Raw genomic sequence first — 25,743 nt, forward strand, 5'->3', positions numbered from 1 at the left:
AATTTCGGAATTAGCGCGCTCCGATTTTTTAACTAGCTGTTGCACTTGCTCCTTGAGGCCGCCCTTCTTTTTAGTTCGTACCGCGATGCGGTGAACCGAAAGGATACTAAAACGGCGCCGATTGTCACTGGCTGATGTCGCACATGACTCTAGACTTAAATCAGGCTCCACGTCGTATGCCGTGGTCATATCCGATAAACAAGGAAGCGTTATCGTGAACAGCCCTCAACATTTCGGCAGCTTTTCCGAGTTCTATCCCTACTATCTGGGGGAGCATAGCAACCCCACCTGTCGGCGCCTGCACTTTGTCGGCACCAGCCTGGTCATCGCACTGTCAGCCTACACCGTGGCCAGCGCCAACTGGGCACTGCTGCTGACATTACCCGTTGCAGGTTATGGATTCGCCTGGATAGGGCATTTCTTTTTTGAAAAAAACCGTCCAGCCACGTTCGACTACCCCCTCTATAGCCTGATTGGCGACTTTGCGATGTACCGTGACATGCTGCGTGGCAAGATCACCTTCTAGCCCCAGGTCCACCGCACACTCGATTGCCCTGTTGAAAAGCGTGCCAGCCCCCAGAGATGTAAACTGCGCTCCTGCACGTCGAGGAAGCATCGAAGAGCGCCGGCTCGATACTCACCCCGCCTCACTCGAACAACAAGGATTTCCATGAATCACCGCACTGCCCTGGGTGCCCTGCATATTGGCGCATTGTTTTTCGGCCTGACGGGCGTGTTTGGCAAGCTTGCCAGCGCCACCCCGTCGATCATCGTCTTCGGTCGTGCGGTGTTCGCGGTATTGGCACTGGCTGCATTCACGGCCCTCAGCCAACAAGGCTGGATGCGCCTGCAGCGTCAGGACTGGCGCCGTCTGGCACTCGGCGGGATACTGCTGGCAGGGCACTGGGTCAGCTTCTTCATCGCCGTAAAGGTGGCAGGCGTGGCCATCGCGACCTTGGGCTTTGCCAGTTTTCCGGCCTTTACCATCATGCTTGAAGGCCTGTTGTTTCGCGAACGCATCCGCGCCAATGAGATGCTTCTGGTACTGCTGGTCAGTGTTGGCCTGGTTCTGGTCACCCCTGACTTCAACCTCGCCAGCGAAGCCACCGGTGGCCTGCTATGGGCGCTGCTCTCCGGCTTGCTGTTCTCATTACTCTCATTGATCAACCGTGCAAGCTCAGGACGCATCCCGGCAGTCCAGGCTGCCCTGTGCCAAAACGCAGTCGTCGCCCTGTGCCTGCTGCCCTTGGCGGCACCGGGAGTCGGTGAGGTACCCGCACTGGACTGGCTTTGGATTGGTCTGCTCGGCGTGTTCTGCACAGGCGTTGCTCACAGCCTGTTCGTCGCCAGCCTCGCAGTGATCAAGGCGCGCACTGCCGCTGTAGTCTTCGCCATGGAGCCGGTCTATGGCATTGCCATGGCCTGGGTGATCTTCGCCGAAACGCCCACACCGCGCATGTTCATGGGCGGTGTGCTGATCATTCTAGCAATCGTCGTTTCCAGTCGCCTGAGCACAGGCAGCCAAGGCAAGAAGCTCAAGACTGCAGAAAGCGCCTGATCAAGGTCGGTCGTTGTGACCCAGGTCGCGCTGAGGATCGATCTGGTCGCGCACGCGCTGCTTGAGCACTTTGGCTTCAGGAAAGCCGCCATCGGCCTTACGCTCCCAGATTTGCACACCGTCGCAGGTAATGCGAAAAGTGCCACCCGTGGCGGGCTCAAGCGCCACCCGCGACAGGTCATCACTGAAGGTACTGAGCAGCTCCTGAGCCAGCCAGGCAGCACGAAGCAGCCACTGACACTGAGTGCAGTAGGTGATGACGATTTCAGGCTTGTGCAAGGTCATGCGGGTACTGCCTCCTGACCGGTGACTAGGACTTCTCCAGGTTCGCCAGAATGCGCGCATGTACACGCATGCAGATGCTCAACTCTTCTTCGTCGACACCCGTGAACAGCTCGGCGCGCAAGGCATTGGCGATGGTTTCGATCTGCTCGATCAAGGGTTTGGCGGGTGGGCAGAGCAGAATTTTCTTCGCACGACGATCCTCAAGGACCGCCTGACGGCGCACCAGGCCCTGAGCCTCCAGGCTGTCCAGCAAGCGGGCCAGCGTCGGCCCCTCAACGCCAACACTCTGCGCCAGCTCGCGCTGAGTAGGCGCCTCCTCGAAACGGGCCAAGTGCAACAGCACCAGCCAGCGCGCTTGCGAGAGGTTCAATCCAGCCAGGCGGCGATCCAGTTCGGCGCGCCAGCCACGGGACATCTGCGCCAGCTGCATCCCAAAGCGGTGGTGATCGGTTAACGGCATAACACACTCATCATCAAAAACAATTATTAGTCAGCTAACCATGCCCGCGCCCCTTAGGCAAGGCTCAAGCACCGGGCATTTTGTCCAACAATCGTTATAAATGATGACATTACCGATTTTTTACATCTCAAATTCAGCGGCCAAAGCCGCCCGAACGCAGTACAACACCCCTTCGGGGACCCGTGCTCCAAACTGCCCGACAATCACCGAGACTGGCGGTAACTCCCCCTCGCCATCGAGGAAGGCGTCCTGCAGTTCAAGCAACAGGTCTTCCGGCAAATCCAGCGCCTGTTCCAGTGACAGCTCCTGACGGCCAATGGCTTCAGCCAGCAGGCTGTAGACATTTTTTTCACTGCATTGCAGTTGACCGGCGATCTGGATCGGCGTCATGCCGGCGCGGGCCAGGGTAACCAACTCGTGACGCAGATCGACCACGACCTTGGGCGTTTCAGCTTCGCCACCGAGCACCTCAAGGAAGGCCTGACCGTAGCGCTCCAGCTTGCGCGCCCCCACGCCGCTGACCCGCGCCATTTCACTCAGGCTGCTCGGTTGGCTGCGCAACATTTCGAGCAACGTCGAATCAGGGAAGATCACATAAGGCGGTACGCCATGCTCTTCGGCCAACTTGCGCCGCAGCGCACGCAGGGCCTCCCATTGCTCGCGCTCTTCGCCACGCACCAGTTGGCTCGCCGGGCTGCCGGAGCTGCCCGTGCCTTTACTGATCTGCGGCTTGAGGTCCCGACGCAGCTCCAGGTTGACCTCGCCACGCAACAGCGGGCGACAACTGTCGGAAAGGCGCAGGCCGCCATACCCTTCAAGGTCGATATCAGCCAGGCCACGGGCAACCAGTTGACGGAACAGCGAGCGCCACTCCCCTTCCTGGCGGGCCTTGCCGACACCAAACACCGACAACTGTTGATGGCCAAAACTACGTACTTTTTCGTTATCACGACCAAGCAATACGTCGATCAAATGGCCGACGCCATAGCGCTGCCCCGTGCGATAGATGGCCGAAAGGGCCTGGCGTGCCGGCTCGGTCGCATCCCAGGTCTGAACGCTGTCAACGCAGTTGTCGCAATGACCACATGGCTGCAAGAGTTCTTCGTCAAAGTAATTCAGCAGTATCTGACGCCGGCAGCGGGTTTCCTCGCACAAAGCCAGCATGGCGTCGAGCTTGTGCTGTTCGATGCGCTTGTGGCGCTCGTCGCCCTCGGAGTTCTGCAGCATCTGCTTGAGCATCACCATGTCCTGCAAGCCGTAGGCCATCCAGGCATCGGCAGGCAGCCCGTCACGGCCCGCACGTCCGGTTTCCTGGTAATAGGCTTCCAGGGATTTGGGCAGGTCGAGGTGAGCGACAAAGCGGACGTTGGGCTTGTCGATCCCCATGCCAAACGCAATGGTCGCAACCATGATCAGGCCCTCCTCGTTGAGGAAGCGCCGCTGGTTGCTGGCACGGGTCTCGGCAGGAAGGCCGGCATGGTAGGGCAAGGCCGGAAAACCCTGATCACAGAGGAAGGCGGCAACATCGTCGACTTTCTTCCGCGACAGGCAGTAGACAATCCCGGCATCGCCACGGCGCTCGCTCAGGAACGCCATCAACTGCTTGCGCGGCTGCTCCTTGGGCACAATGCGATAGAAAATGTTCGGTCGATCGAAGCTCGACAGAAAGCGCTCGGCATTCTGCAAATGCAGGCGGGTAACGATTTCCTCTCGGGTCCGCATATCGGCCGTCGCCGTCAGGGCGATACGCGGCACCGTTGGAAACAGTTCAGCCAACTGCCCCAGTTGCAGGTACTCCGGGCGGAAGTCATGACCCCATTGTGAAACGCAGTGCGCCTCGTCAATGGCGAACAAGGCGATCTCAAGGCCGCGCAGGAAGTCCAGCATGCGCGGTTGAACCAGGCGCTCAGGCGCCAGGTAGAGCATCTTGATTTCACCGCGACGGATCTTTCCGGCCAGCTCGCGCTGCTGCTCGGCGCTCAGGGTCGAGTTCAGCGATGCGGCCGCCACCCCCAGCTCGTCAAGGGTTGCAACCTGGTCTTCCATCAGGGCGATCAGGGGCGAAACAACCACTGCCAGGCCATTGCGCAGCAACCCCGGTACTTGATAGCAGAGCGACTTGCCGCCGCCGGTAGGCATCAGCACCAAGGCATCACCGCCCTTGGCTACACATTCGATGATCGCACCCTGGCGACCACGGAAACTGTCGTAGCCGAAGATATCCTTGAGGACGCGCTGAGCCTGTTCGAGCATAGAAACTCCAAAAATCGCAGAACCATCCTCGCCACAGGCTGGATGAAAAACCGATCCGCCTCATCCGAAAATGCGTAAGCGGCTTTTACCCGGGGACCGCCACGCTGGGCACCCGACACAAAAGCCGAGCATTATACCCGAGCGCCCGCCCCCACAGGTGGCTCTACGATAGAGCGTCTTCCTTTGCATCGTTTGCTCCGCAAGGTGCTAGAATTCATTATCGTTTATTCCCAAGGTAGCCCTGTAATGTCCTTCGCTGAGCAATTGAACCGCCTGCAAGCCTTCCTCGACGCCGACGAATTGCATGAGGAAGCGCTGGACTACGTTGCCGCACACGGCTACCTGACTGCGCTGTCGATTTGCGCCGAAGCCGTGCCCGAGCGTGAATGGATCGACGCCCTGTTCTCCGAAGAGCCGCACTACAAGGACGACGCCCAGCGTACCGAGATCGAAACAACGCTGATCAAGCTCCGTGAACACATCGCTCGCCAACTGGCCAGCGACGAGGAGTTCGAGCTGCCCTGCGACCTGGACCTTGGCGACGAACCGGACGACTCCGAGCTGCGCGGCTGGTGCATCGGTTTCATGGAAGGCGTATTCCTGCGTGAGGAAGCCTGGTTCGAGACCGCAGAAGAAGAAGTCAGCGAAATGCTGTTGCCGATCATGGTGGGTTCCGGCCTGTTCGACGAGCAGCCTGAATTTGCCGACATCGCCAGCGATGCCAACCTGATGGACGACATGATCGTGCAGATCCCCGAGGCGCTGACTGCGCTTTATCTGCTCTGCCATGCGCCAGACGAAAAGCCAGCGCTGCTCAAGCCTCGCCACCACTGAGTTCTTGCAGATGCGCTACCTGCTGCTGGCCATCGGCTGGCTCAGCGTTGCGTTGGGGGTGATCGGCATCTTCCTGCCGGTACTGCCGACCACCCCGTTTCTGCTGCTGGCTGCCGCCTGCTTTGCACGCAGCTCGCCACGCTTTCACGATTGGCTGATCAACCACCCCCAACTGGGCCCGTGGATCCGTGACTACCTCAACGGTGAAGGGATTCCCCTGAAAGGCAAGGTCTACGCCATCGGCCTGATGTGGACAAGCATCAGCCTGTCCTGCTACCTCGTACCGCTGCCTTGGGCCCGTGGCTTCATGCTGGCCAGTGCCGTGCTGGTCAGCGTCTACATCCTGCGCCAGAAAACCCTGTACAAACATTGACGCCAGCGGGTACTGGCAGGAACCGCTGTGCGCTCTGCCGAGCCGTCAACGCACATGGTTGCGTGTATAGGTCTCACTGCCCATCGCTGCAATCTGCCCCTCGATCAGGGCATCGAACGGCTTGAGCAACCCATCAAACACCTCTGGCGCCTCCAGCACATTCAACGCCTGCACCACCGCTTCCAGCGTCGACAACGCGCCTGGCTCCGGCGCCTTGCGCAATCGGTAACGTGACGGTTGAACGGTCGCCAGGCTGACCCTGGGCAACTCAGCCAGCAATGGATTCAGGTGCAGCAACTTGCGAGCCTTGCGCCAGGTACCGTCAGGCACCACCAATAACCAGGGGCGCGAGTCCTGGCCATTACTGTAGGGTTCAAGCACCTGAGCCTGTTCTGCGGGAAACAGCACCGCGACCCGGTAACCGGGGGTAGCGATCAGTTCAGGCAGATCATCAAACACCTCGCCCACCCGCAATTCGGCATTGCGCAGGCCCAATGCCGCCAGGCGTGCGGTGTTCAGCGCATGCCGGACTTCACTCGGGTGCTGCAAAAGCACGATGCGGGTGCGGCTTGCAAGGCTGGGAATCAAGGGGCAAAGGCAGTGGTTTTGCGGTCGCAAGCAGCGCTCGCAGTTGATTCTGGACATCGGGTTCTCCTGAATGCACAAGTGTGCCATAACAGGCCCGAAAAGCTTACCCACATCCCTGTGGGTAAAAGGAACTAACGATTGAAGCGTTCTGCGAGGCTATACAAGTAATCTGCCATGTGTTCGAGATCCTGGCTGATCTCTGCCCCCTGCTTGGCTTGACCGGCACTGTGGTCGCAAAGCTGGGCAATACGGGTGATCTGCTGGTTGATATCCTCAGCCACATGGCTTTGTTGCTCGGAAGCCGTGGCCATCTGTTGGCTCATGCCCGTAATACGGCTGACCGCCTGGCTGATACCCACCAATGCCGACTGTACCGCCTCAACCCGTTGCACGCTGTCACGGGAAATCTGTTCGCCCTTGGTTGCGGTGCTCACGGCCCGCTCCGCGCCAGAACGCAACGAGGCAATAATCTGGTGGATTTCCTCGGTGGACGCACGGGTACGCTGGGCCAGTGAACGCACTTCATCAGCCACGACCGCAAAACCCCGCCCCTGCTCCCCCGCCCTGGCCGCCTCAATTGCCGCATTCAGCGCCAGCAGGTTGGTCTGCTCGGCAATCGACGTAATCACATCCACGACACTGCCAATCGACTGGGTCTGGTCGGCCAAGGCATGCACCGCCACACCTATGTCGTTGACCGCATCACTCATACTGCTCATCGCTTGCAAACTCTGCTGAGCCAGATCACTGCCCTGCTGAGCCAATTGATCTGCATCGGACGCAGCGTTGGCGGTGTTCTGAACGTTATGGGTCACCTCCTGAATCGTCGCGGCCATTTGTGCAATGGCCGTGGCGGACTGGTCAGTCTCATTACGTTGGCGATCGAGCATCTGCGCCTGGGAGCCGGACAAATCGGACGACTGGGCCGCCCGAGCCTTGACCCCGACACCCGCGTCGACCAGCCGGGTGAGTGCGGTCTGCAGCCGCGCTTCCTCACTGATAATGGCCAGCTCCAACTGCCCCAACAACCCCGGATTGTCACTGTAGGTCAGCGCAACCAGCGGGCTGGTGAAAGCTTTGGGGTGCTCAGCCAGCGTGCGTTCAATCGCGCGGTTCTGTCGCGACTCAGTCAGGTACCAGGCACCGAGCAGGCTGACCGCCAGCACACTCAGCGCCGCGTATTGTGGCAACCATAGGTACCCTGCTGCCGACACCCCTCCCGCAACCAGCAAAGGCCAACCATGAGCGAGCTGGGTACCCAGCCGCGCAGCGAACGGGAGTGCCGAACGCCCTTGGCGCAAGCGCGCATAGAGTGCGGAGGCGCGGCGAATCTGCTCCCGAGTCGGCACTGAACGTACCGACTCATAACCGCTGACGCGGCCATTTTCATAAATCGCTGTTACGTAGGCACTTACCCAGTAAAAATCGCCGTTCTTGGCCCTGTTCTTGACGACCCCCATCCAGGGCTTGCCTTGCTTTATGGTCTCCCACATATGTGCAAACACTGCGGGCGGCATGTCTGGATGGCGTACCAGGTTGTGCGTCTGGCCAACCAGTTCCTCATTGGTAAAGCCACTGATCGAGATGAAGGCGTCGTTGCAGTAGGTAATGCGGCTATTCAGGTCGGTGGTAGAGATAAGCCGCTGTTCATTGGGGAAGGTTCTTTCATGCTCAGTGACTGGCAAATTCATGCGCATCTGGGCGTTCCCTGCTTGGAGGACAATGATGTAAAAATCATCAAGCAGAGACAGGTTTAGCAGAGCCCTTGCCGGAGTGATGGCGAAAAGCCCCAGAAATTCACCGAATTTCGAAAAAAATTTATTGGAAACTCCATTCAGGCTGGCATGAGCTGTGCCCTGAGTAAATCACGAAAAGTCTGGATCAATGGTTCACGGCTGCGTCCTCGGCGGATGATCATGGAGAACGGCGCCTGGTAGCCAAAGGTCGCCGGGGACAAAACCCGCAAATCGCCCTTGTCCACCCACGCCTGGGCATAGTGCTCGGGCAAGTAACCAATGTAGGCACCGGACAACACCAGTATCAGTTGCGCCTCCATGCTCTCCACCGTTGCCGCACTGTGCTTGAAACCATGGCGAGCCAGTTCCGCCTGGCTCCAATAACCGCGCCCAACCATGCGCTGCTGGGTAATCACCTGCTCGGGGATACGCCGCTGCAGGTAGAGCGGATGGCGATTGCTGCAGTACAACCAATGTTGCTCACGGTACAGCGGCTGATACAGCAAGCCACTCATGCGTGTGGAAAACGCGCCAATCGCCAGATCCAGGCGGTTGTCCTGCACGCCCAACTGCAGCTCGTAAGGGCTGGAAACCGACAAGTGCAGATGCACCGCCGGGTGTTCCTGACTGTATGCACCAATGGCCTCTGCCAACGGCAAGGCCCGGTCACCGACCGTAGAATCGATTACCCCCAGGTTCAGCGTCCCACGCAACTCGCCCTTGAGTGCTGCAGCGTACTGCTCGAAGCCCTCCATTTCCGCCAGTAAACGCAACGTTTCCTGATGGAACAACTCGCCCTTGCTGGTCAGGCTGAAGCCGCCACGCCCTCGATGGCACAGCACAATACCGAGTGCGGACTCCAACTGGCTCATGTAAGTGCTGATGGCTGAGGTCGACAGATTCAACTCTTGCTGGGCATTGGCGAACCCTTGATGACGCACGACGCTGACGAAGATGCGCAACAGTTTCAGGTCGGGCAAGGCATTGGCCATGTTCAGGTGATCCACAGTGAAAGCGGTCTGCAAAGTCTAACCAGCACACAGGCATTAGTTTAAGAAAATCTGAAGTAAGTATTTGGCTGTAGCGATTCTTTTCAACCACTACGTTTTGCAGACTCCGCCACAACACAGCCTGTGTGCGGCATTTCAGTTGCGTTCCCGCGATAGCCCGACAGGTTTCAACAACTAGAACAATCGAATCGAAGAGGCCCGACCGTGGACAAGATTCTTCATCAACCGCTGGGCGGCAACGAAATGCCGCGCTTCGGCGGTATCGCCACCATGCTCCGTCTCCCCCACCTGCAAAGCGCTGCCGGCCTTGATGCCGCTTTTATCGGTATTCCACTGGATATTGGCACCTCATTGCGCTCAGGCACTCGCTTCGGACCGCGAGAGATACGCGCCGAATCCGTAATGATCCGCCCCTACAACATGGCAACCGGCGCCGCCCCGTTTGACTCACTGTCGGTGGCCGACATTGGCGATGTGGCAATCAACACCTTCAACCTGCTCGACGCCGTGCGGATCATTGAAGAAGCCTACGACCAGATCCTGGAACACAATGTGATTCCGCTGACCATGGGTGGCGACCATACCGTTACGTTGCCAATCCTGCGTGCCATCCATAAAAAACACGGCAAGGTCGGGCTGGTGCATATCGATGCCCACGCCGACGTCAACGATCACATGTTCGGTGAAAAAATCGCCCACGGCACCACCTTCCGCCGCGCGGTCGAAGAAGGCTTGCTGGACTGCGATCGCGTGGTTCAGATCGGTTTGCGCGCACAAGGCTATACCGCAGAAGACTTCAACTGGAGCCGCAAACAGGGCTTCCGGGTTGTTCAAGCCGAGGAGTGCTGGCACAAGTCGCTGGAGCCACTGATGGCCGAAGTTCGCGAGAAAGTCGGTGGTGGTCCGGTCTACCTGAGCTTCGATATCGACGGCATCGATCCTGCGTGGGCACCTGGCACCGGCACCCCGGAAATCGGTGGCCTGACCACCATACAGGCCATGGAAATCGTCCGTGGCTGCCAGGGCCTGGACCTGATCGGCTGCGACCTGGTGGAAGTTTCCCCGCCCTATGACACCACCGGCAACACCTCGTTGCTGGGCGCCAATCTGCTCTACGAAATGCTGTGCGTATTGCCAGGCGTGGCACGCCGATAGGACTGCACCACCAGGACAACCGCCACGGCAGGAAGCCATGACGGCGTTACCGGCGCCACCGGTCCGCCGTACTGAAGAATGAACCCCGGGCGGCCATGGTCGCCCGAGAGGTCGCTCTGACCATAATAAAGACAATCGGAGAACCCATGGCCCTGGATATTTTCGTTGTACTGATTTATGCCGCCAGCATGCTCACGCTCGGCTGGTATGGGATGCGCCGAGCCAAGACCCACGAAGATTATCTGGTCGCTGGTCGCAACCTCGGCCCGACCCTGTACATGGGCACCATGGCCACGACCGTACTGGGCGGTGCGTCAACCGTTGGTTCCGTACGCCTTGGCTATGTACATGGCATTTCCGGTTTCTGGCTTTGTGCCGCATTGGGCATGGGCATCATCGCCCTGAACCTGTTCCTGGCCAAACCGCTGTTGCGTCTGCGTATCTTCACGGTGACCCAGGTACTTGAGCGCCGCTACAACCCCTTGGCCCGCCAAGCCAGTGCCGCGATCATGCTGGCTTATGCACTGATGATTGGGGTTACCTCTGTCCTTGCCATCGGCACCGTCCTGGAAGTCCTGCTTGAACTGCCGTTCTGGCTGGCCATTGTGCTCGGCGGGGGCGTGGTCGTGACCTATTCGACCATCGGTGGCATGTGGTCACTGACCCTGACAGACATCGTCCAGTTCGTGATCAAGACCGTAGGCCTGATGTTCATCCTGCTACCGGTGTGCCTGTACAAGGTCGGAGGCTGGGATGAGCTGGTAAACACGCTGCCCGCAACCCGTTTCAGCCTTACCACGATAGGCTGGGACACCATCATCACCTACTTCCTGATCTACTTCTTCGGCATTCTGATCGGTCAGGATATCTGGCAACGGGTGTTCACCGCGCGCGACGAAAAGGTGGCTCAATATGCCGGTACTACCGCGGGGGTCTACTGCGTGATCTATGGCCTGGCCTGCGCCCTGATTGGCATGGCGGCCCATGTGCTGATGCCTGACCTGAGCAATCCCAACAACGCCTTCGCCGCAGTGATCAAGGGCACCCTGCCCGATGGTATCCGCGGGCTGCTGATGGCCGCCGCCCTCGCCGCGATGATGTCCACCGCCAGTGCTGGTCTGCTGGCAGCCTCCACCACCCTCACCGAAGACCTCCTGCCGCGACTGCGCAGCGGCAAGCAGTCGAGCCTGGGCGTCAGCCGCCTGTTCACCTGCCTGACCGGTATCGTGGTGCTGGGCATTGCGCTGGTGGTCAACGACGTGATCAGCGCGCTGACCCTGGCCTATAACCTGCTGGTGGGCGGTATGCTGATTCCGCTGATCGGAGCGATCTACTGGAAGCGTGCAACTACTGCCGGCGCCATTACCAGCATGGCACTGGGCTTTGGCACCGCACTGGTATTCATGATCAAGGATGGCCTGGAGGCCAATACCCCCATCTACTACAGTCTGGCGATCGGCTTGATCAGCTTCATTCTGGTCAGCCTGATGTCCCGCCAACCCGTGGAAGCGACAACATTGACGTAACCTGAACAAACCGTCGCATGCGTCATGATGCGGCGGTTTTCAGGTCGGCACTGCGCCCGCCTACTTGCGCGGCTGGCGTTTGCGTTGCTCCTCATCACTGGGGATCGGAACCGGTTGCAGCGGTGGCGGAATCAGGCCAAGCGCAACAGCCAGGTCATGTAGCCAGTTATACAGCGCATTTTTCATGACATCCCCCTTACGGGTTATCTGGCGTGGCAAAGAAGTCCTGCGACGCTTCATAGAGATCATAGCCCGATGTCCCTCACTGCGCATCGCTGAATCTGACAAAGAAAACATGGCTTGACCTCGATCAAGCGCTGACCACACGGCGTTGCGCAGGTTCAAGTCGCGCGCCCTGCTGCAATTCCACCCAGGCACTGAGGTTCGCGCCCAGCATGCCCTTGCGCCACATCAACCAGGTGGTCGCCTCGTCGAACGGCGATTGCAAACGGTGAACCGCCACGCTCTCACGCCCCGGCAGACTTTCCAGCATGGAGTGTGACATCAGTGCGACACCGGCACCGCCAATGACGCAAGCCAGCATGCTGGGGTAGGACTCAATTTCCATCACCCGCCCCATGCTCGCATGATCATGGGCATACCAGGCCTCGAGTCGCATCCGATACGAGCAGCCCTGACGAAAGGTGAATACCGCACGCCCTGCCACGTCGCGGGCGCTGCGTACCGGGGGATGATCAGCCTCGGTGATCAACACCAGGGTTTCATCACACAGCGGCACACCATCCAGGCCCGCCAGGCTCAACGGACCATCGACCAGCGCGGCGTCCAGACGCCCGCTGAGCAAGCCCTCGAGCAGTTCACCGCTGGGCGCCGCCTGCACCTGCAAATTAACTGCCGGATAGGCCCGGTGATAACGTGCCAACAAGGCAGGCAAATGAATGGCCGCCGTGCTGTACATGGTGCCGAGCACAAAATCCCCGGCCGGTTGACCACCCTGTACCGCCGCAAAGGCCTCATCGTGCAAGGCCAGCAGGCGCCCGGCGTAATCCAGCAGCACCTTTCCTGCCGGCGACAACTGCAAGCGCTGCCGTTCGCGACGAAACAGCTCTACGCCCAATTGTTCCTCAAGTTGACGCAGGCGCGTCGACAGGTTGGACGGCACCCGATGCAACTGCTCGGCAGCCCGGGTAACCGATCCCGTCTCGGCAACCGCCTGAAAGATTCTCAGCTGACTGAGCTCCATAGCCATTCTCTAAAAAAGAACAAGTTCCTCATAATTATTCAATTTCACTGAAAGTCAATGCGCACTAGCCTGACGGTCATCGAACCCTGTACTGGAGACCCGTCATGTCCCCGACTCTGCGCCTGCTTGCCAGTTTCATTGCCTTGATGATGGCGATGGGCATTGGCCGTTTTGCCCTGACCCCGCAACTGCCACACCTGATCAGCGAAGGTCAGCTGGGCCTGAGTGCTGCCGGCCTGGTGGCCGCATCCAATTACCTGGGATACTTCGTGGGTGCATTGGACGGCATGTTTGCGCGCCGCCCCGGACAGGTCCGGCTGCGCTTGCTGGCCGGGCTGTGGCTGTGTGTACTGCTGACGCTGGCGTCGTTCTGGGCGAACGGCTTCTGGGCGCATATGCTGCTGCGCTTTGGCACCGGTGTGGCCAGTGCCTGGGTGCTGGTCATGATCACCAGCTTAAGCCAACAGCTGGCCGCGCAGAGCAATCGCCCGCAACTGGGCGCCTTGGTCTTCGCAGGCCCTGGCATGGGCATCTGCCTCACCGGCCTACTGGCACTGTATTCAAACCTGCAGGGACTCGGTTCAGCACCGCTGTGGTTGATCTACGCCGCCACCGCCCTGCTGATGCTACTCGCCATCCTGCCGCTGCTGCCGCAGCCAACAACCGCTGCAAACGCAGCGCTCAGCCCGGCCGGCAGCACACCGGGAATTGCCCGTCTGAGCGTCATCTATGCGCTGTACGGCACCGGCTACATCATCCCGGCGACCTTCATGTCACAAATGGCCAATACGCACTTCCACGGCCAGTGGCTGGCCGATCTGTTCTGGCCCGGCTTCGGCCTGGCGGCGGCACTCGGTGTGGTGCTGGTCAGCCGGCGTCGGCCCGGACAAGGCAGCACGTCACGGTGGTTGATGGTAACGCTATGGCTACAGGCCACCGGGGTGTTTGCCTGCCTGCTGGGGAACGGCCCCGGTCTGGCGCTGGGCGTAGTGCTCTGCGGTACGCCATTCCTGGCCTGTATGCAGTTGGTGATGCAGCGCTCTCGGGAACTGGCCCCACACGCAACCCAGCGCAACGCGGGTCTGCTGACCGCCTGTTTTGCCCTTGGCCAACTGAGCGGCCCTTTGCTGGCTGCCCTGAGCAATCAGTTTGCAGCCAGCCTTGAACCCGCATTGATCATCGCCGGCACCGGCCTGTTGCTGGCCGGCGTGCTGTTGCTCTACCCCATTACTGGCCGAGCAGGCTGCGCAAACGTCGACGCACCCACTGCTCTGCACTCACCATCGTGACCCCGAGCAACACAAAGACGGCCCCCAGAACGAAGTTCAGACTGAGCGGCTCGCCCAACAGCAGTACGCCAAATGTCACCCCGAACAACGGGGTGACAAAGGAAAACACTGCCAGGTTCGATGCCAGGTAACGGCGCAATAACCAGAACCAGGTCAAATAACTGAAGAACGACACCACCAAGCCCTGGAACAACAGGCTGCCTACCGATACCGGGGTAAACGTAACGTGGCCGACCTGGCCACTGACCGCGGCAATCAGCAACAACCCGACAAACCCCACCAGCAACTGGTAGAACAGCGTCAGCGTCGCCGGGGCCTCGGACAACCGCGAGCCCCGCACCACGACAGTGGTCGCACCCCACGCCATGCCCGCCAGCACACCAAAGGCGTCCCCCAGCAGCATGCGCCCGTCCAGATGTTCCAGCGAAATGCCACCGGCAAATGCTACGGCAATACCGCCAAAGGCCAGCGCGATACCCAACCATTGCAATGGCCGCAGCCGTTCGCTGGGCAGCAGCCAATGCAAGCCCAGCGCGGTAAATATCGGTGCGGTATAGAGGAACACCGACATATGCGCCGCCGAGGTCAGTTGCAGGCCTTCGGCAATGAACAGGAACTCCAGGCCAAATAGCCCGCCAGCCAGCAAGCCGCCGCGCCAGGTACTGCTGACATGCTCCCAGCCACCACGCCAACAGATCAGCAACCCGACCATCAGCGCCGCAATACCGGAGCGCCCGGCAGCCTGCATCACCGGCACGATGTCAGCGGCAGCCCATTTGATCATGACCTGTTGCATGCCCCAGATCAGGCACAACACCAACATGATTTGCAGGGCAAACGCGTCGGTTGCGCGGCGGGTGGTGCTCATGGCAGGCACCCTGTCAGCAAAAACGGCATGGGAAACTCTCGGCAACAGTGAATTCAGCGCCGATTATCAACGGGCAGTGATGTGCATTGCCAGCGAACGCTCCACATTTGAACAGAGCAGGGACTGGCCGGGAGGGGATCACTGGCAAGCCCAGCACCTGCACAACGTGCTTTCAGGCGCTGGCCTTGCCGGCGATAGAGGGCCGACTTACTCGGCAGCAGGCGCTGGCTTGCGACGCTTCAGTGGTGCCAGGCCATCCTGGCTTACCAGCGGTGCGCTGGCTTTCGGCCGGTTGGCAGGCTTTTTCTTGGCGGCCACTTTTTTGTCACCTTTCTTATCGGTCTTTTTCTTCTTGACCCCTACTGCCTTGCCCGATGCCTTGACCTTCTTCGGACCGCTGTAGGTGCCCTTGACCTCCTTGATGACCCGGCGCTCGAAGCTCTGTTTCAGGTAGCGTTCGATGCTGGACATCAGGTTCCAGTCGCCATGGCAGATCAGCGAGATGGCCAGGCCTTCGTTACCGGCACGACCGGTACGGCCAATGCGGTGAACATACTCGTCACCACTGCGCGGCATGTCGAAGTTGATTACCAGGTCCAGGCCATCAACGTCCAGGCCACGGGCCGCAACGTCAGTGGCAACCAGTACCTTGGCTCCACCCTGCTTGAGGCGTTCGATGGCCAGCTTGCGGTCTTTCTGATCCTTGTCGCCGTGCAGGACGAAGGCTTTGAAGTCCTTGGCGACCAGGTGTCCGTAGATACGGTCGGCCATGACCCGGGTGTTGGTGAAAATAATGGCCTTCTGATAGGTCTCGTTGGCCAGCAACCACTGAACGATCTCTTCTTTATGCTGGTTGTGGTCGGCAGTAATGATCTGCTGGCGAGTACCTTCGCTGAGCTGGCTGACGTTGTTGAGCATCAGGTGCTCAGGGGTCTTCAGCACTTTGCCGATCATTTCACGCAGGCCTGCACCGCCGGTAGTGGCAGAGAACAGCAAGGTCTGTTCGCGGTTAGGGCACTCGTTGCACAACCGCTCGACGTCATCGGAAAAGCCCATGTCGAGCATGCGGTCGGCTTCATCAAGCACAACAACCTGCACATGCTCCAGCTTCAGGTTGCCGGCATTGAGCTGTTCAAGCATACGCCCTGGGGTGCCGACCAGAATATCAGGCACCTTGCGCAGCATGGCGGCCTGTTCCTTGAAGTCCTCACCGCCGGTGATCATGCCGGCCTTGATGAAGGTGAACTGAGCGAAACGCTCGATTTCCTTGAGGGTTTGCTGGGCCAGCTCACGGGTTGGCAACAGTATCAGGGCGCGGATCTCGACACGCTTTTGTTTCAGGTCGACCAGGCGGTTAAGCACAGGCAGCACAAAGGCTGCTGTCTTGCCGCTGCCGGTTTGTGCCGTCACCCGCAGGTCACGCCCTTGCAGCGCCAGGGGAATGGCCGCTGCCTGCACCGGCGTCGGCTCGACAAAGTTCAGCTCGGCCACAGCTTTAAGCAGGCGTTCGTGCAGGGCGAATTGGGAAAACACGGGTGTACCTCGGGCAAGTGCAGAAATTCAGTTGCATAGGGTAACGTTTTCCACGGCCGGAGCCGAATTTCTTTTGGCACTGAACGAGAAATACGGGCTCTAATGACCCGTCTTTCATTTACAGAACCTTTCAAACGGTATGGATATCTACGCTTGGTGGCAAAACGCCCTTGACCTCTGGGGCACGCTGGATCAACACCCGCTGCTGCATGCCAGCCTTGGCCTGGGCGTGTTGCTGACCCTTGCCCTGCTGCTCGGCCGGGTGGCGCGCTTTCTGATCCTCCACACGGTCAAGTTGCTGGGCCGCCAACCAGCCTTGCTCTGGCTCAACGACCTGCTGCGAAACAAGGTGTTCCAGCGCCTGGCACAAACCACCCCGTCACTGCTGGTGCAATTCGGCCTCAAGTTGGTACCGGAACTGAGCGCCACCACCCAGCACTTCCTCGGTAACCTGGCGCTGGCCTTTACCATCCTGTTTGTAACCCTCGCCGTCAGTGCCCTGCTCGACGCCCTGCTGGCGATCTACGCCCGCACTGAACATGCTCGTACCCGCTCGATCAAAGGCTACGTGCAACTGGCCAAGATGGTGCTGTTCGTATTCGGCGCGATCATCATCGTCGCCACCCTGATCGACCGTTCGCCGCTGTTGCTGTTGTCCGGCCTGGGGGCGATGTCGGCGGTGATCCTGTTGGTCTACAAGGACACCCTGCTATCGTTCGTCGCCAGCGTCCAGCTCACGAGTAACGACATGCTGCGGGTCGGTGACTGGATCGAAATGCCGCAAGTGGGCGCCGATGGCGACGTGGTCGATATCACGCTGCATACCGTCAAAGTGCAGAATTTCGACAAGACAATCGTCTCGATCCCCACCTGGCGCTTGATGTCTGAATCCTTCAAGAACTGGCGCGGCATGCAACAGGCCGGAGGCCGACGGATCAAGCGCAGCCTGTTCATCGACGCTGGCGGTGTGCGTTTCCTGCAGCCCCACGAAGAGCAACGCCTGGCCGATATCCGCCTGCTTTCAGACTACATCGCACACAAGCGTCACGAGCTGCATAGCTGGAATGAGGCGCAAGGCCCGGTTGCCGAGCTGTCAGCCAACCGCAGGCGCCTGACCAACATCGGCACCTTCCGTGCGTTTGCCCTGGCTTACCTGAAGAGCCACCCGGACATTCAGCCGAACATGACCTGTATGGTCCGGCAGATGCAGACCACCGCGCAGGGCGTGCCGCTGGAAATCTATTGCTTCACCCGTACCACGGCGTGGGCCGACTATGAGCGTATCCAGGGCGATATCTTCGACTACCTGCTGGCAGTGCTGCCGGAGTTTGGCCTGAGCCTGTACCAGCAACCGAGCGGCAATGACCTGCGGGCCGGGTTGTTACCCTCGTCCCTGGCTGGCGAGCAACGGGCGCTGAACACCGAGGCGACTAAGCCATAGCGAGGCGAGTATCACCGCACCGCCGAGGAACAAACGCCCCAGTGGCTCATGCTGGTTCCAGATCAGCAGGTTGAGCAAGAGCCCTACGGGTACATGCAGGTTGTTCATCACTGCCAAGGTGCCGCCTGAAACCAGGCAGGCGCCCTTGTTCCACCAGTACAGGCCCAACGCGGTCGGGCATACCCCGAGAAACAGCAGCACCAGCCATTGCACCTCGGTACTCGGCAGGTGCTGCACGTTGCCAAACAGCAAGAAGGCTGGCAACACCACGATCAAGGCGCCCAGATAGAAATAGCCAAAACGCCGGTAGTGCGGCAAATCGCTGGGATAACGCGCCACCAGATGCTTGTACAGCACCTGCCCGGCGGCATAGGTGAAGTTGGCCACTTGCAGCAGCAGAAAGCCCATGAAGAAATCCGGATTGATCCGATCAAAACGAATCACTGCCGCCCCGCCCACCGCCACCACGGCAGCCAGCAGCGCCCAGGGGTTGAAACGCCGGTTCAGGGCGTCCTCGATCAGCGTCACATGCAGGGGCGTGAGGATGGTGAACAGCAAGACTTCCGGTACCGTCAACACCCGAAAGCTCAGGTACAGGCAAACGTAGGTGACGCCAAACTGCAGCGCGCCGATACCGAGCATTGCGCCCATGAAGCGCGGCTCGACCTGACGCCAGCGGGTCAGCGGCAAAAACACCAGCAACGCCAGCAACACACGCGCCAGTACAGCAAAATAGCTGTCGACATGCCCAGCGAGGTACTCGCCGATCAAGCTGAAGGAAAATGCCTGGATCAGCGCGACAATTAATAGATAGCCCATGTTTACCCCATGCAGTGCAGCCCGCGACCTTAGCGGTTCGGCGCCGGGCGAGCAATACAGTCAAACGCAGGCAGTGCCTTGCCGCACGGGATCGTACCGGGCCAGAACCAGCCGCCCACAAAAAACCCGATCAAGCACAGGGCATTGATCGGGCAGGTACACCCAAAGGAGCAACAGGTGTCAGGCGGGAAAGTCGATTGAAGCCTCAGGCCACCGCAGCCAGTTTTGCCTTGGCCTGGTTCAGGCCCTTGTCATGGAAGTCCCCCCCCATGTTCAAGCCCTCGGCATGGATGAAGGTCACATCGTGAATACCGATGAAGGCCATCACCTGACGCAGGTAGGGTTCCTGATGGTCGCTGGCAGCGCCGGCATGGATACCACCGCGCGCGGTCAGCACATAGGCACGCTTGCCTGTCAGCAGCCCCTGAGGACCGGTTTCGGTGTACTTGAAGGTAATCCCGGCACGCAGTACATGGTCCAGCCAGGCCTTCAGCGTGCTGGGGATGGTGAAGTTGTACATCGGCGCAGCCATCACCAGAACATCGGCGGCCAGCAGCTCATCGGTCAATTCGTTTGAGCGCTGCAGTGCCTTCAGCTCTTCGGCATTACGCTGCTCTTCAGGCTTCATCCAGCCACCGAGCAAGGTTTCGTCCAGATGCGGCACCGGGTTGGCAGCCAGATCGCGTACCGTGATCGCGTCAGTCGGATGGGCTGACTGCCACTGCGCGATAAAGTCACGGGTCAATTGACGCGAGACCGAATCGTGTTGGCGGGCGCTGCTTTCGATGATCAGTACACGGGACATGGTTGCCTCCATTCGGCAAGGTCGCTAAGTCGATGGAGGCAAGATTAAGCAGCAGCTTATCGATTAAAAAGCGCAAAAACTGGGTGCAATATATCGATTAATTTGTTTTATTTGGTCGATGCTCTACCCTGAAAGGTAGAGCATCGGGTTTTACTGGGGTTTGCAGCTGAGGGCTATGCGCAACTTGATGATCTTGCGATTGAACTTGGCGTTGACGTCAACGCTTTGCTTGGCAGGCACCTGCACACGGCGTACACGAGGCGCTTCCGGGCCATTGCGGAAGGTCACCTTGCACTGGGCCGCCACGTCACCGTAGTTGTTCAGGGTGATCGCGCCCATGTCGTAGTCCGTATCGTAGGTGGTGTAGTCGAGCTTGACGCCCTCCACGTCCTTTTCCACATCGATGGGATAGGCCAGGGCTGTAAGCGGCAGCAGGGCCAGCAGTGCAACACAACATTTTTTCATTCGGCGCTCTCCATGACAGTGCGCCAGCTTAGGACAACAGGAGCCCTTGATGAAAGCGCCGCGCGTTACCCTGGATCAGTGGCGAACCCTGCAAGCGGTCGTTGACCACGGCGGCTTCGCCCAGGCCGCCGATGCCCTGCACCGCTCACAATCTTCGGTCAGTTACACCGTGGCGCGCATGCAAGAACAGTTGGGCATACCGCTGCTACGCATCGACGGGCGCAAGGCAGTGTTGACCGAAGCCGGCGGCGTGCTGTTGCGACGCTCGCGGCAACTGGTCAAGCAGGCCAGCCAACTGGAAGACCTCGCCCACCATATGGAACAGGGCTGGGAGGCCGAAGTGCGGTTGGTGGTGGACGCTGCCTACCCCAACGCACGTCTGGTTCGGGCATTGAGCGCCTTCATGCCGCAAAGCCGCGGCTGTCGAGTACGGCTGCGGGAAGAGGTACTGTCCGGGGTCGAGGAAGTCCTGCACGAAGGTATCGCTGACCTTGCCATCAGCGGCTTCAACATCCCCGGCTACCTGGGCACCGAATTGAGCTCCGTGGAGTTCATGGCCGTGGCCCATCCCGAACATGCCCTGCATCGCCTGCAACGTGAGCTGAGCTTCCAGGACCTGGAAAGTCAGCTACAAGTAGTGATTCGCGATTCAGGTCGTTCGCAACCTCGCGATGTCGGCTGGCTGGGCGCCGAACAACGCTGGACCGTAGGCAGCCTGGCCACCGCATCAAGCTTCGTGTGCAGCGGCCTGGGCTTCGCCTGGCTACCTCGGCACCTGATCGAACGCGAACTGCGCGAAGGGCTGCTCAAGCCATTACCCCTGGACCAGGGTGGCAGTCGCCACCCTCTGTTCTACCTTTACTCGAACAAGGACAAACCGCTGGGCCCGGCCACACAAATCCTCATCGAGCTGTTGCGCAACTTCGACACCGCGCCGCTGGACGTGCCCTTCGCCGCCCCCGCCCAAGCCTGACAGGAATCGCGCCCATGGCCTACTTCGAACATGAAGGTTGCTCGCTGCACTACGAGATCTATGGCCAGGGCGAACCCTTGGTGTTGCTGCACGGCTTGGGCTCCAGCTGCGAAGACTGGGAATCTCAGGTGCCTGAACTGGCCCGTCACTACCGGGTTATCCTGATGGACATCCGCGGCCATGGGCGCTCGGACAAACCCCGTGAGCGCTACACCATCCCGGGCTTCAGTGCCGACCTGCTGGCACTGCTTGAACACCTGCAACCTGGCCCCGTGCACCTGGTCGGCCTGTCGATGGGCGGCATGATCGGCTTCCAGTTCGCCGTCGATCACCCTGAATGGCTACGCAGCCTGTGCATCGTCAACAGTGCCCCTGAGGTCAAAATACGCAACCGAACTGACTGGCTGTGGTGGTTCAAGCGTTGGAGCCTGGCCCGCCTGCTCAGCACCGAGGCTGTCGGGAAGGGCCTGGCAGCCAAGCTGTTTCCAAAACCGGAACACGCCGGCCTGCGGCGCACGATGACACAGCGCTGGGCACGCAACGACAAGCGCGCCTACCTGAGCAGCTTCGACGCCATCGTCGGCTGGGGGGTGCAGGAACGCCTGGGACAGATCCGCTGTCCTACGCTGGTGATCAGCGCCGATCAGGATTACACGCCAGTCGCGCTGAAAGAGCGCTACGTTGACCTGATCCCTCAGGCTCGACTGGCGGTTATCGCCGATTCACGGCACGCTACACCACTGGATCAACCACAACTGTTCAACCAGACCCTGCTGCAGTTTCTCGCTGCCGCTTCAACTACCGCTCAAGGATCATTGAGTCCATGCTGAAAAAAATTCTTCTGGCCGCCTGCGCTACCGTGTTCGCTACCAGCCTGATGGCTGCCGACAAACAACCCCACGTGCTGCTGACCACCAGCTTCGGTGATATCGAAGTTGAACTGGACGCAGAAAAGGCACCGATCAGCACCCAGAACTTTCTGGGCTATGTCGACAGCGGCTTCTACAACAACACCATTTTCCACCGTGTGATCCCGGGGTTCATGGTTCAAGGTGGTGGCTTCACCAAGGACATGGGGCTGAAGGAGACCAAGGAGCCGATCAAGAACGAAGCGGACAACGGCCTGCGTAACACGCGTGGCACCCTGGCCATGGCCCGTACGGCGGCGGTGAACTCGGCCACCAGCCAGTTCTTCATCAACCACAAGGACAACAACTTCCTTGACCATGGCGGTCGTGATTTCGGCTATGCGGTGTTCGGCAAGGTGGTCAAGGGTATGGATGTGGTCGACCAGATCGCCAATGTGAAAACCACCACAAAATCCGGCATGGGCGATGTCCCGGCAGATCCTGTGATGATCATCAAGGCTAAACGCCTCGACTGAATCCGGGTTCACAAGGACGTGACCTGCGCTCAGCCGGGCCGAAACAACAGGAGTTGACCCTTTCATGCTGTACCGCCGTTTCGAGCAGTTGATCGATATCTTCCGTGATGCGCCGACGGCGGCACCGCCTGGCAAAGTCCTGCCGTTCTACCTCTACTACCTGCGCCAGGTCTGGCCCAGTTTCGCCGTACTGTTGGTGGTAGGGCTGATCGGGGCGCTGATTGAAGTTGCGCTGTTCAGCTACCTGAGCCGGATCATCGATCTGGCTCAGGGTACGCCCAATGCAAACTTCTTCAGTGAACACGCCGGCGAGCTGATCTGGATGCTGGTGGTGGCCCTGATTTTGCGGCCCATCTTCGTCGGCCTGCATGATCTGCTGGTGCACCAGACCATCAGCCCTGGCATGACCAGCATGATCCGCTGGCAAAACCATGCCTATGTGCTCAAGCAAAGCCTGAATTTCTTTCAGAACGATTTCGCCGGACGCATCGCTCAACGCATCATGCAGACCGGCAATTCGCTACGCGATTCCGCCGTGCAAGCCGTCGACGCGTTATGGCATGTGCTGATCTACGCCCTCAGTGCCCTGGTGCTGTTCGCCGAAGCCGATTGGCGCCTGATGCTGCCACTGATTACCTGGATTGCCTGCTATGTCGGTGCGCTCTTCTACTTCGTGCCCCGGGTAAAGGCACGCGCCGTGATTTCCTCCGATGCCCGCTCCAAACTCATGGGCCGGATTGTCGACGGCTACACCAACATCGCAACCCTGAAACTGTTTGCCCACACCGACTTTGAACAACAATATGCTCGGGAGGCGATTCGCGAGCAGACCGAGAAAACCCAACTGGCCAGCCGCGTCATCACCAGCATGGACGTGGTCATCACCAGCCTGAACGGCCTGCTGATTGTCACCACCACGGCGCTTGCCCTGTGGCTATGGACCCAGTCGCTGATCAGTGTCGGGGCCATTGCCCTGGCCACCGGCCTGGTGATCCGTATCGTCAACATGTCGGGCTGGATCATGTGGGTGGTCAACGGCATCTTCGAGAACATCGGCATGGTGCAAGACGGCCTGCAGACCATCGCCCAGCCGGTGAGCGTTACCGACCAGCCCAACGCACCGACACTGAACGTGAGCCATGGCGCAGTGCGTTTCGAGCATGTCGATTTCCACTATGGCAAGGGCAGCCGAATCATCGAAGACCTGAATCTGGACATCCGCCCAGGCGAGAAAATCGGCCTGATCGGCCCGTCCGGGGCAGGCAAGTCCACCTTGGTGAACCTGCTGCTGCGACTCTACGACCTGGAAGGCGGACGCATCCTGATCGATGGCCAAGACATTGCCACGATCACCCAGGAAAGCCTGCGCGCACAGATCGGCATGATTACCCAGGACACCTCGTTGCTACACCGTTCGATCCGCGACAACCTGCTGTATGGCAAGCCAGATGCTACCGATGACGAGCTCTGGGAAGCGGTGTGCCGCGCCCGGGCCGATGAGTTCATCCCGCAACTGTCCGATGCCCAAGGGCGTACCGGTTTCGATGCCCATGTCGGTGAGCGCGGCGTCAAACTGTCCGGTGGCCAACGCCAGCGCATCGCCATTGCCCGCGTACTGCTGAAAAACGCGCCGATCCTGATCATGGATGAAGCAACATCTGCGCTGGACTCGGAGGTCGAGTCAGCCATTCAGGACAGCCTGGAAACCCTGATGCAGGGCAAGACCGTCATCGCTATTGCCCATCGCCTGTCGACCATTGCGCGAATGGACCGCCTGGTAGTGCTGGAAAAAGGTCGCATCGCCGAACTGGGCAGCCATGCCGAACTGCTTGCGCACCAAGGCCTGTATGCGCGGTTATGGCAGCACCAGACCGGTGGCTTTGTCGGAATCGATTGAAGCCTGGATCGCTCACACCTGACGATATGGCAAGGCCGTTTTGGCCTCTTCGGCATAAGCACGCACGCCGGCCCGCTCCTGTTCAAGAAACGCGCTGACGGCTGCCCGTAACCCTGGGTGCCGCAAGTAATGCCAAGAGCGGGTCAGCACCGGTTCAAACCCGCGAATCAGCTTGTGCTCACCCTGCGCTCCGGCGTCAAACCGTTGCAGCCCTTGGGCAATAGCGAAGTCCATGCCCTGGTAGAAGCAGGTTTCAAAGTGCAGTCGATCAAACTCGGCCAGGCATCCCCAGTAGCGGCCGTAGAGGCTGTCACCCCCAACCAGGCTAAAGGCCATTGCCACATCGCGCCCGGACTGGCGCGCCATGACCACGCGGATCGCCGACGGCATGCGCTCGGCCAACAGACTGAAGAAGTTACGGGTCAAATACGGCGAACGTCGGCGTACAAGGTAGGTATTGGCATAACAGGCATAGACAAAATCCCACTGTGCCTCACTCACCTGTTCACCGCCGAACCACTGGAATTCGATACCTTGCCCTGCAACCTGCTCGCGCTCTTTGCGCATCTGCTTGCGCTTGCGCGAGCTGAGGCTATCAAGGAAGTCCTGGAAATCACGGTAGCCACGGTTATGCCAGTGAAACTGACACCCCAGACGCTCCAGCCAGCCAGGCTGCGTTCTCACGCTCCTGTCCAACGCCGCATCCGTGAAGTTCAAGTGCGCACCTGACAGTGCTTCACCGGACAGGTAGTCGGGAATAGCCTGCAGCAATGTCAGGCCATCGGTCTCAGCGGCAGCCAACAGGCGCGGTCCGGCCACCGGGCTGAACGGTACCGCCGCCAATAGTTTGGGGTAGTAATCAATACCGGCCCGCTGGCAGGCATCCGCCCAGCCCTGATCAAAGACGTACTCGCCAAAGGAGTGCCACTTGCGGTAGGCCGGCAACGCCGCACGGCATTGGCCATCCCGCATCAACACCAGGTGCTCGCTGGACCAGCCCGAACCTGGCCCCACGCTGCCACTGTCTTCCAGCGCACTCAGGAACGCATGCCTCAGGAAGGGCTGACCTTCAGGCACCAGCGCATCCCATGCATCCGGCGCGATGTCTCGCAGGCTGGCAATGATCTGGAGGGTCATGACGAACGACTCAGGGCAAATGAAACCCTAGTGTTCCAGAAAACAACACGACTGCCCACCAGGCCCTGAACCCATCACGTAACACGAGAGAAATCAAAGAGACATCATTCTGTCATTAGCCCTCGCAATACTTGCGCCTGTTTTTCGGAA

The 25,743-nt window shown here is 59.7% G+C and carries 25 protein-coding genes and 2 pseudogenes; 12 read left to right on the plus strand and 15 right to left on the minus strand.

Features of this window, described 5'->3' with window-relative positions:
* The first annotated feature begins 214 nt into the window (after positions 1-214).
* The gene (locus IE038_RS20680; RefSeq protein ID WP_163932837.1) at positions 215-526 is read left to right on the plus strand and encodes an Mpo1-like protein; all 312 of its coding nucleotides are present in this window, start codon (positions 215-217) and stop codon (positions 524-526) included.
* A 144-nt stretch (positions 527-670) separates the two neighbouring features.
* On the plus strand, positions 671-1,558 hold the full coding sequence (locus tag IE038_RS20685; protein ID WP_163932839.1) for a DMT family transporter: 888 nt from the start codon (positions 671-673) through the stop codon (positions 1,556-1,558).
* Here IE038_RS20685 and IE038_RS20690 read toward each other — a convergent pair whose 3' ends face one another.
* The 3 genes from IE038_RS20690 to recQ form a co-directional block, all read right to left on the minus strand.
* The gene (locus tag IE038_RS20690) at positions 1,559-1,843 is read right to left on the minus strand and encodes an Rdx family protein (protein WP_163932843.1); all 285 of its coding nucleotides are present in this window, start codon (positions 1,841-1,843) and stop codon (positions 1,559-1,561) included.
* Positions 1,844-1,868: 25 nt separating this feature from the next.
* Positions 1,869-2,303, minus strand: a complete 435-nt coding sequence (locus IE038_RS20695; RefSeq protein ID WP_065760890.1) for a MarR family transcriptional regulator — start codon at positions 2,301-2,303, stop codon at positions 1,869-1,871.
* A 120-nt stretch (positions 2,304-2,423) separates the two neighbouring features.
* Complete coding sequence (recQ, locus tag IE038_RS20700) at positions 2,424-4,556, minus strand: DNA helicase RecQ (protein WP_189396209.1); 2,133 nt, start codon at positions 4,554-4,556, stop codon at positions 2,424-2,426.
* Between the two features lie 246 nt (positions 4,557-4,802).
* Between recQ and IE038_RS20705 the strand changes: the two genes are divergently transcribed.
* Positions 4,803-5,390 carry a UPF0149 family protein gene (locus IE038_RS20705; protein WP_163932846.1) on the plus strand — a complete coding sequence of 196 codons (588 nt, stop codon included), beginning with the start codon at positions 4,803-4,805 and terminating at the stop codon, positions 5,388-5,390.
* Positions 5,391-5,400: 10 nt separating this feature from the next.
* Positions 5,401-5,763, plus strand: a complete 363-nt coding sequence (locus tag IE038_RS20710) for a YbaN family protein (protein ID WP_163932850.1) — start codon at positions 5,401-5,403, stop codon at positions 5,761-5,763.
* 45 nt (positions 5,764-5,808) lie between these two features.
* On the opposite strand, the gene IE038_RS20715 is transcribed toward IE038_RS20710, so the two are convergent.
* The 4 genes and pseudogenes from IE038_RS20715 to IE038_RS20725 form a co-directional block, all read right to left on the minus strand.
* A complete protein-coding gene (locus IE038_RS20715; RefSeq protein WP_163932853.1) occupies positions 5,809-6,408 on the minus strand; it encodes a tRNA-uridine aminocarboxypropyltransferase in 600 nt (199 codons plus the stop codon).
* Between the two features lie 74 nt (positions 6,409-6,482).
* Positions 6,483-7,457, minus strand: a pseudogene (locus IE038_RS25415) (methyl-accepting chemotaxis protein); the annotation flags it as partial.
* Between the two features lie 282 nt (positions 7,458-7,739).
* A pseudogene (locus IE038_RS25420) lies at positions 7,740-8,048 on the minus strand (PAS domain-containing protein); the annotation flags it as partial.
* A gap of 137 nt (positions 8,049-8,185) precedes the next feature.
* Positions 8,186-9,079, minus strand: coding sequence for a LysR family transcriptional regulator (locus IE038_RS20725; RefSeq protein WP_189396211.1), 894 nt, complete (start codon positions 9,077-9,079; stop codon positions 8,186-8,188).
* Positions 9,080-9,301: 222 nt separating this feature from the next.
* On the opposite strand from IE038_RS20725, the gene speB reads away from it, so the two are divergent.
* Both speB and IE038_RS20735 read left to right on the plus strand, forming a co-directional pair.
* The gene (speB, locus tag IE038_RS20730) at positions 9,302-10,252 is read left to right on the plus strand and encodes an agmatinase (protein WP_163932856.1); all 951 of its coding nucleotides are present in this window, start codon (positions 9,302-9,304) and stop codon (positions 10,250-10,252) included.
* A 146-nt stretch (positions 10,253-10,398) separates the two neighbouring features.
* On the plus strand, positions 10,399-11,778 hold the full coding sequence (locus IE038_RS20735; protein ID WP_189396212.1) for a sodium:solute symporter family protein: 1,380 nt from the start codon (positions 10,399-10,401) through the stop codon (positions 11,776-11,778).
* Between the two features lie 60 nt (positions 11,779-11,838).
* Here IE038_RS20735 and IE038_RS24715 read toward each other — a convergent pair whose 3' ends face one another.
* Positions 11,839-11,964: a PA1414 family protein gene (locus IE038_RS24715; protein ID WP_256587577.1), complete on the minus strand. Its 126-nt coding sequence runs from the start codon at positions 11,962-11,964 to the stop codon at positions 11,839-11,841.
* Between the two features lie 124 nt (positions 11,965-12,088).
* Complete coding sequence (gene ptrR, locus IE038_RS20740; RefSeq protein WP_189396213.1) at positions 12,089-12,982, minus strand: putrescine utilization regulator PtrR; 894 nt, start codon at positions 12,980-12,982, stop codon at positions 12,089-12,091.
* A gap of 104 nt (positions 12,983-13,086) precedes the next feature.
* Here ptrR and IE038_RS20745 point away from each other — a divergent pair, with 104 nt between their 5' ends.
* A complete protein-coding gene (locus IE038_RS20745) occupies positions 13,087-14,271 on the plus strand; it encodes an MFS transporter (protein WP_163935378.1) in 1,185 nt (394 codons plus the stop codon).
* Here the strand turns inward: IE038_RS20745 and IE038_RS20750 are convergent.
* A complete protein-coding gene (locus tag IE038_RS20750; protein ID WP_163935381.1) occupies positions 14,210-15,139 on the minus strand; it encodes a DMT family transporter in 930 nt (309 codons plus the stop codon). The two genes, IE038_RS20745 and IE038_RS20750, sit on opposite strands and share 62 nt — an antisense overlap.
* Positions 15,140-15,346: 207 nt before the next feature.
* Positions 15,347-16,672, minus strand: coding sequence for a DEAD/DEAH box helicase (locus IE038_RS20755; RefSeq protein ID WP_163935386.1), 1,326 nt, complete (start codon positions 16,670-16,672; stop codon positions 15,347-15,349).
* A 139-nt stretch (positions 16,673-16,811) separates the two neighbouring features.
* On the opposite strand from IE038_RS20755, the gene IE038_RS20760 reads away from it, so the two are divergent.
* Positions 16,812-18,113 carry a mechanosensitive ion channel family protein gene (locus tag IE038_RS20760; RefSeq protein ID WP_163935389.1) on the plus strand — a complete coding sequence of 434 codons (1,302 nt, stop codon included), beginning with the start codon at positions 16,812-16,814 and terminating at the stop codon, positions 18,111-18,113.
* Here the strand turns inward: IE038_RS20760 and IE038_RS20765 are convergent.
* The 3 genes from IE038_RS20765 to IE038_RS20775 all read right to left on the minus strand — a co-directional run bounded on the left by IE038_RS20765 (position 18,054) and on the right by IE038_RS20775 (position 20,202).
* On the minus strand, positions 18,054-18,932 hold the full coding sequence (locus tag IE038_RS20765; protein WP_163935392.1) for a carboxylate/amino acid/amine transporter: 879 nt from the start codon (positions 18,930-18,932) through the stop codon (positions 18,054-18,056). The genes IE038_RS20760 and IE038_RS20765 overlap by 60 nt on opposite strands.
* 205 nt (positions 18,933-19,137) lie before the next feature.
* Positions 19,138-19,737: an FMN-dependent NADH-azoreductase gene (locus IE038_RS20770; protein WP_189396214.1), complete on the minus strand. Its 600-nt coding sequence runs from the start codon at positions 19,735-19,737 to the stop codon at positions 19,138-19,140.
* Positions 19,738-19,887: 150 nt separating this feature from the next.
* Complete coding sequence (locus IE038_RS20775; protein ID WP_163935395.1) at positions 19,888-20,202, minus strand: 3-phosphoglycerate kinase; 315 nt, start codon at positions 20,200-20,202, stop codon at positions 19,888-19,890.
* A 49-nt stretch (positions 20,203-20,251) separates the two neighbouring features.
* Here IE038_RS20775 and IE038_RS20780 point away from each other — a divergent pair, with 49 nt between their 5' ends.
* The 4 genes from IE038_RS20780 to IE038_RS20795 all read left to right on the plus strand — a co-directional run bounded on the left by IE038_RS20780 (position 20,252) and on the right by IE038_RS20795 (position 24,456).
* Positions 20,252-21,175 (plus strand): PA3225 family LysR-type transcriptional regulator, encoded by a 924-nt coding sequence (locus IE038_RS20780; RefSeq protein WP_163935398.1) that lies wholly within the window; start codon positions 20,252-20,254, stop codon positions 21,173-21,175.
* Positions 21,176-21,189: 14 nt separating this feature from the next.
* Entirely contained in the window at positions 21,190-22,005 is an 816-nt protein-coding gene (locus IE038_RS20785) for an alpha/beta fold hydrolase (protein ID WP_163935401.1), read from the plus strand.
* On the plus strand, positions 21,999-22,559 hold the full coding sequence (locus tag IE038_RS20790; protein ID WP_163935403.1) for a peptidylprolyl isomerase: 561 nt from the start codon (positions 21,999-22,001) through the stop codon (positions 22,557-22,559). The genes IE038_RS20785 and IE038_RS20790 overlap by 7 nt, the downstream gene beginning before the upstream one ends.
* Positions 22,560-22,623: 64 nt before the next feature.
* Entirely contained in the window at positions 22,624-24,456 is a 1,833-nt protein-coding gene (locus IE038_RS20795; RefSeq protein WP_163935406.1) for an ABC transporter ATP-binding protein, read from the plus strand.
* 12 nt (positions 24,457-24,468) lie between these two features.
* Here the strand turns inward: IE038_RS20795 and IE038_RS20800 are convergent, their stop codons facing one another.
* Positions 24,469-25,593: a GNAT family N-acetyltransferase gene (locus IE038_RS20800; protein ID WP_163935410.1), complete on the minus strand. Its 1,125-nt coding sequence runs from the start codon at positions 25,591-25,593 to the stop codon at positions 24,469-24,471.
* Positions 25,594-25,743: the final 150 nt, after the last annotated feature.

The organism is Pseudomonas laurentiana (assembly GCF_014648275.1).
GTDB classification, from domain to species: domain Bacteria; phylum Pseudomonadota; class Gammaproteobacteria; order Pseudomonadales; family Pseudomonadaceae; genus Aquipseudomonas; species Aquipseudomonas laurentiana.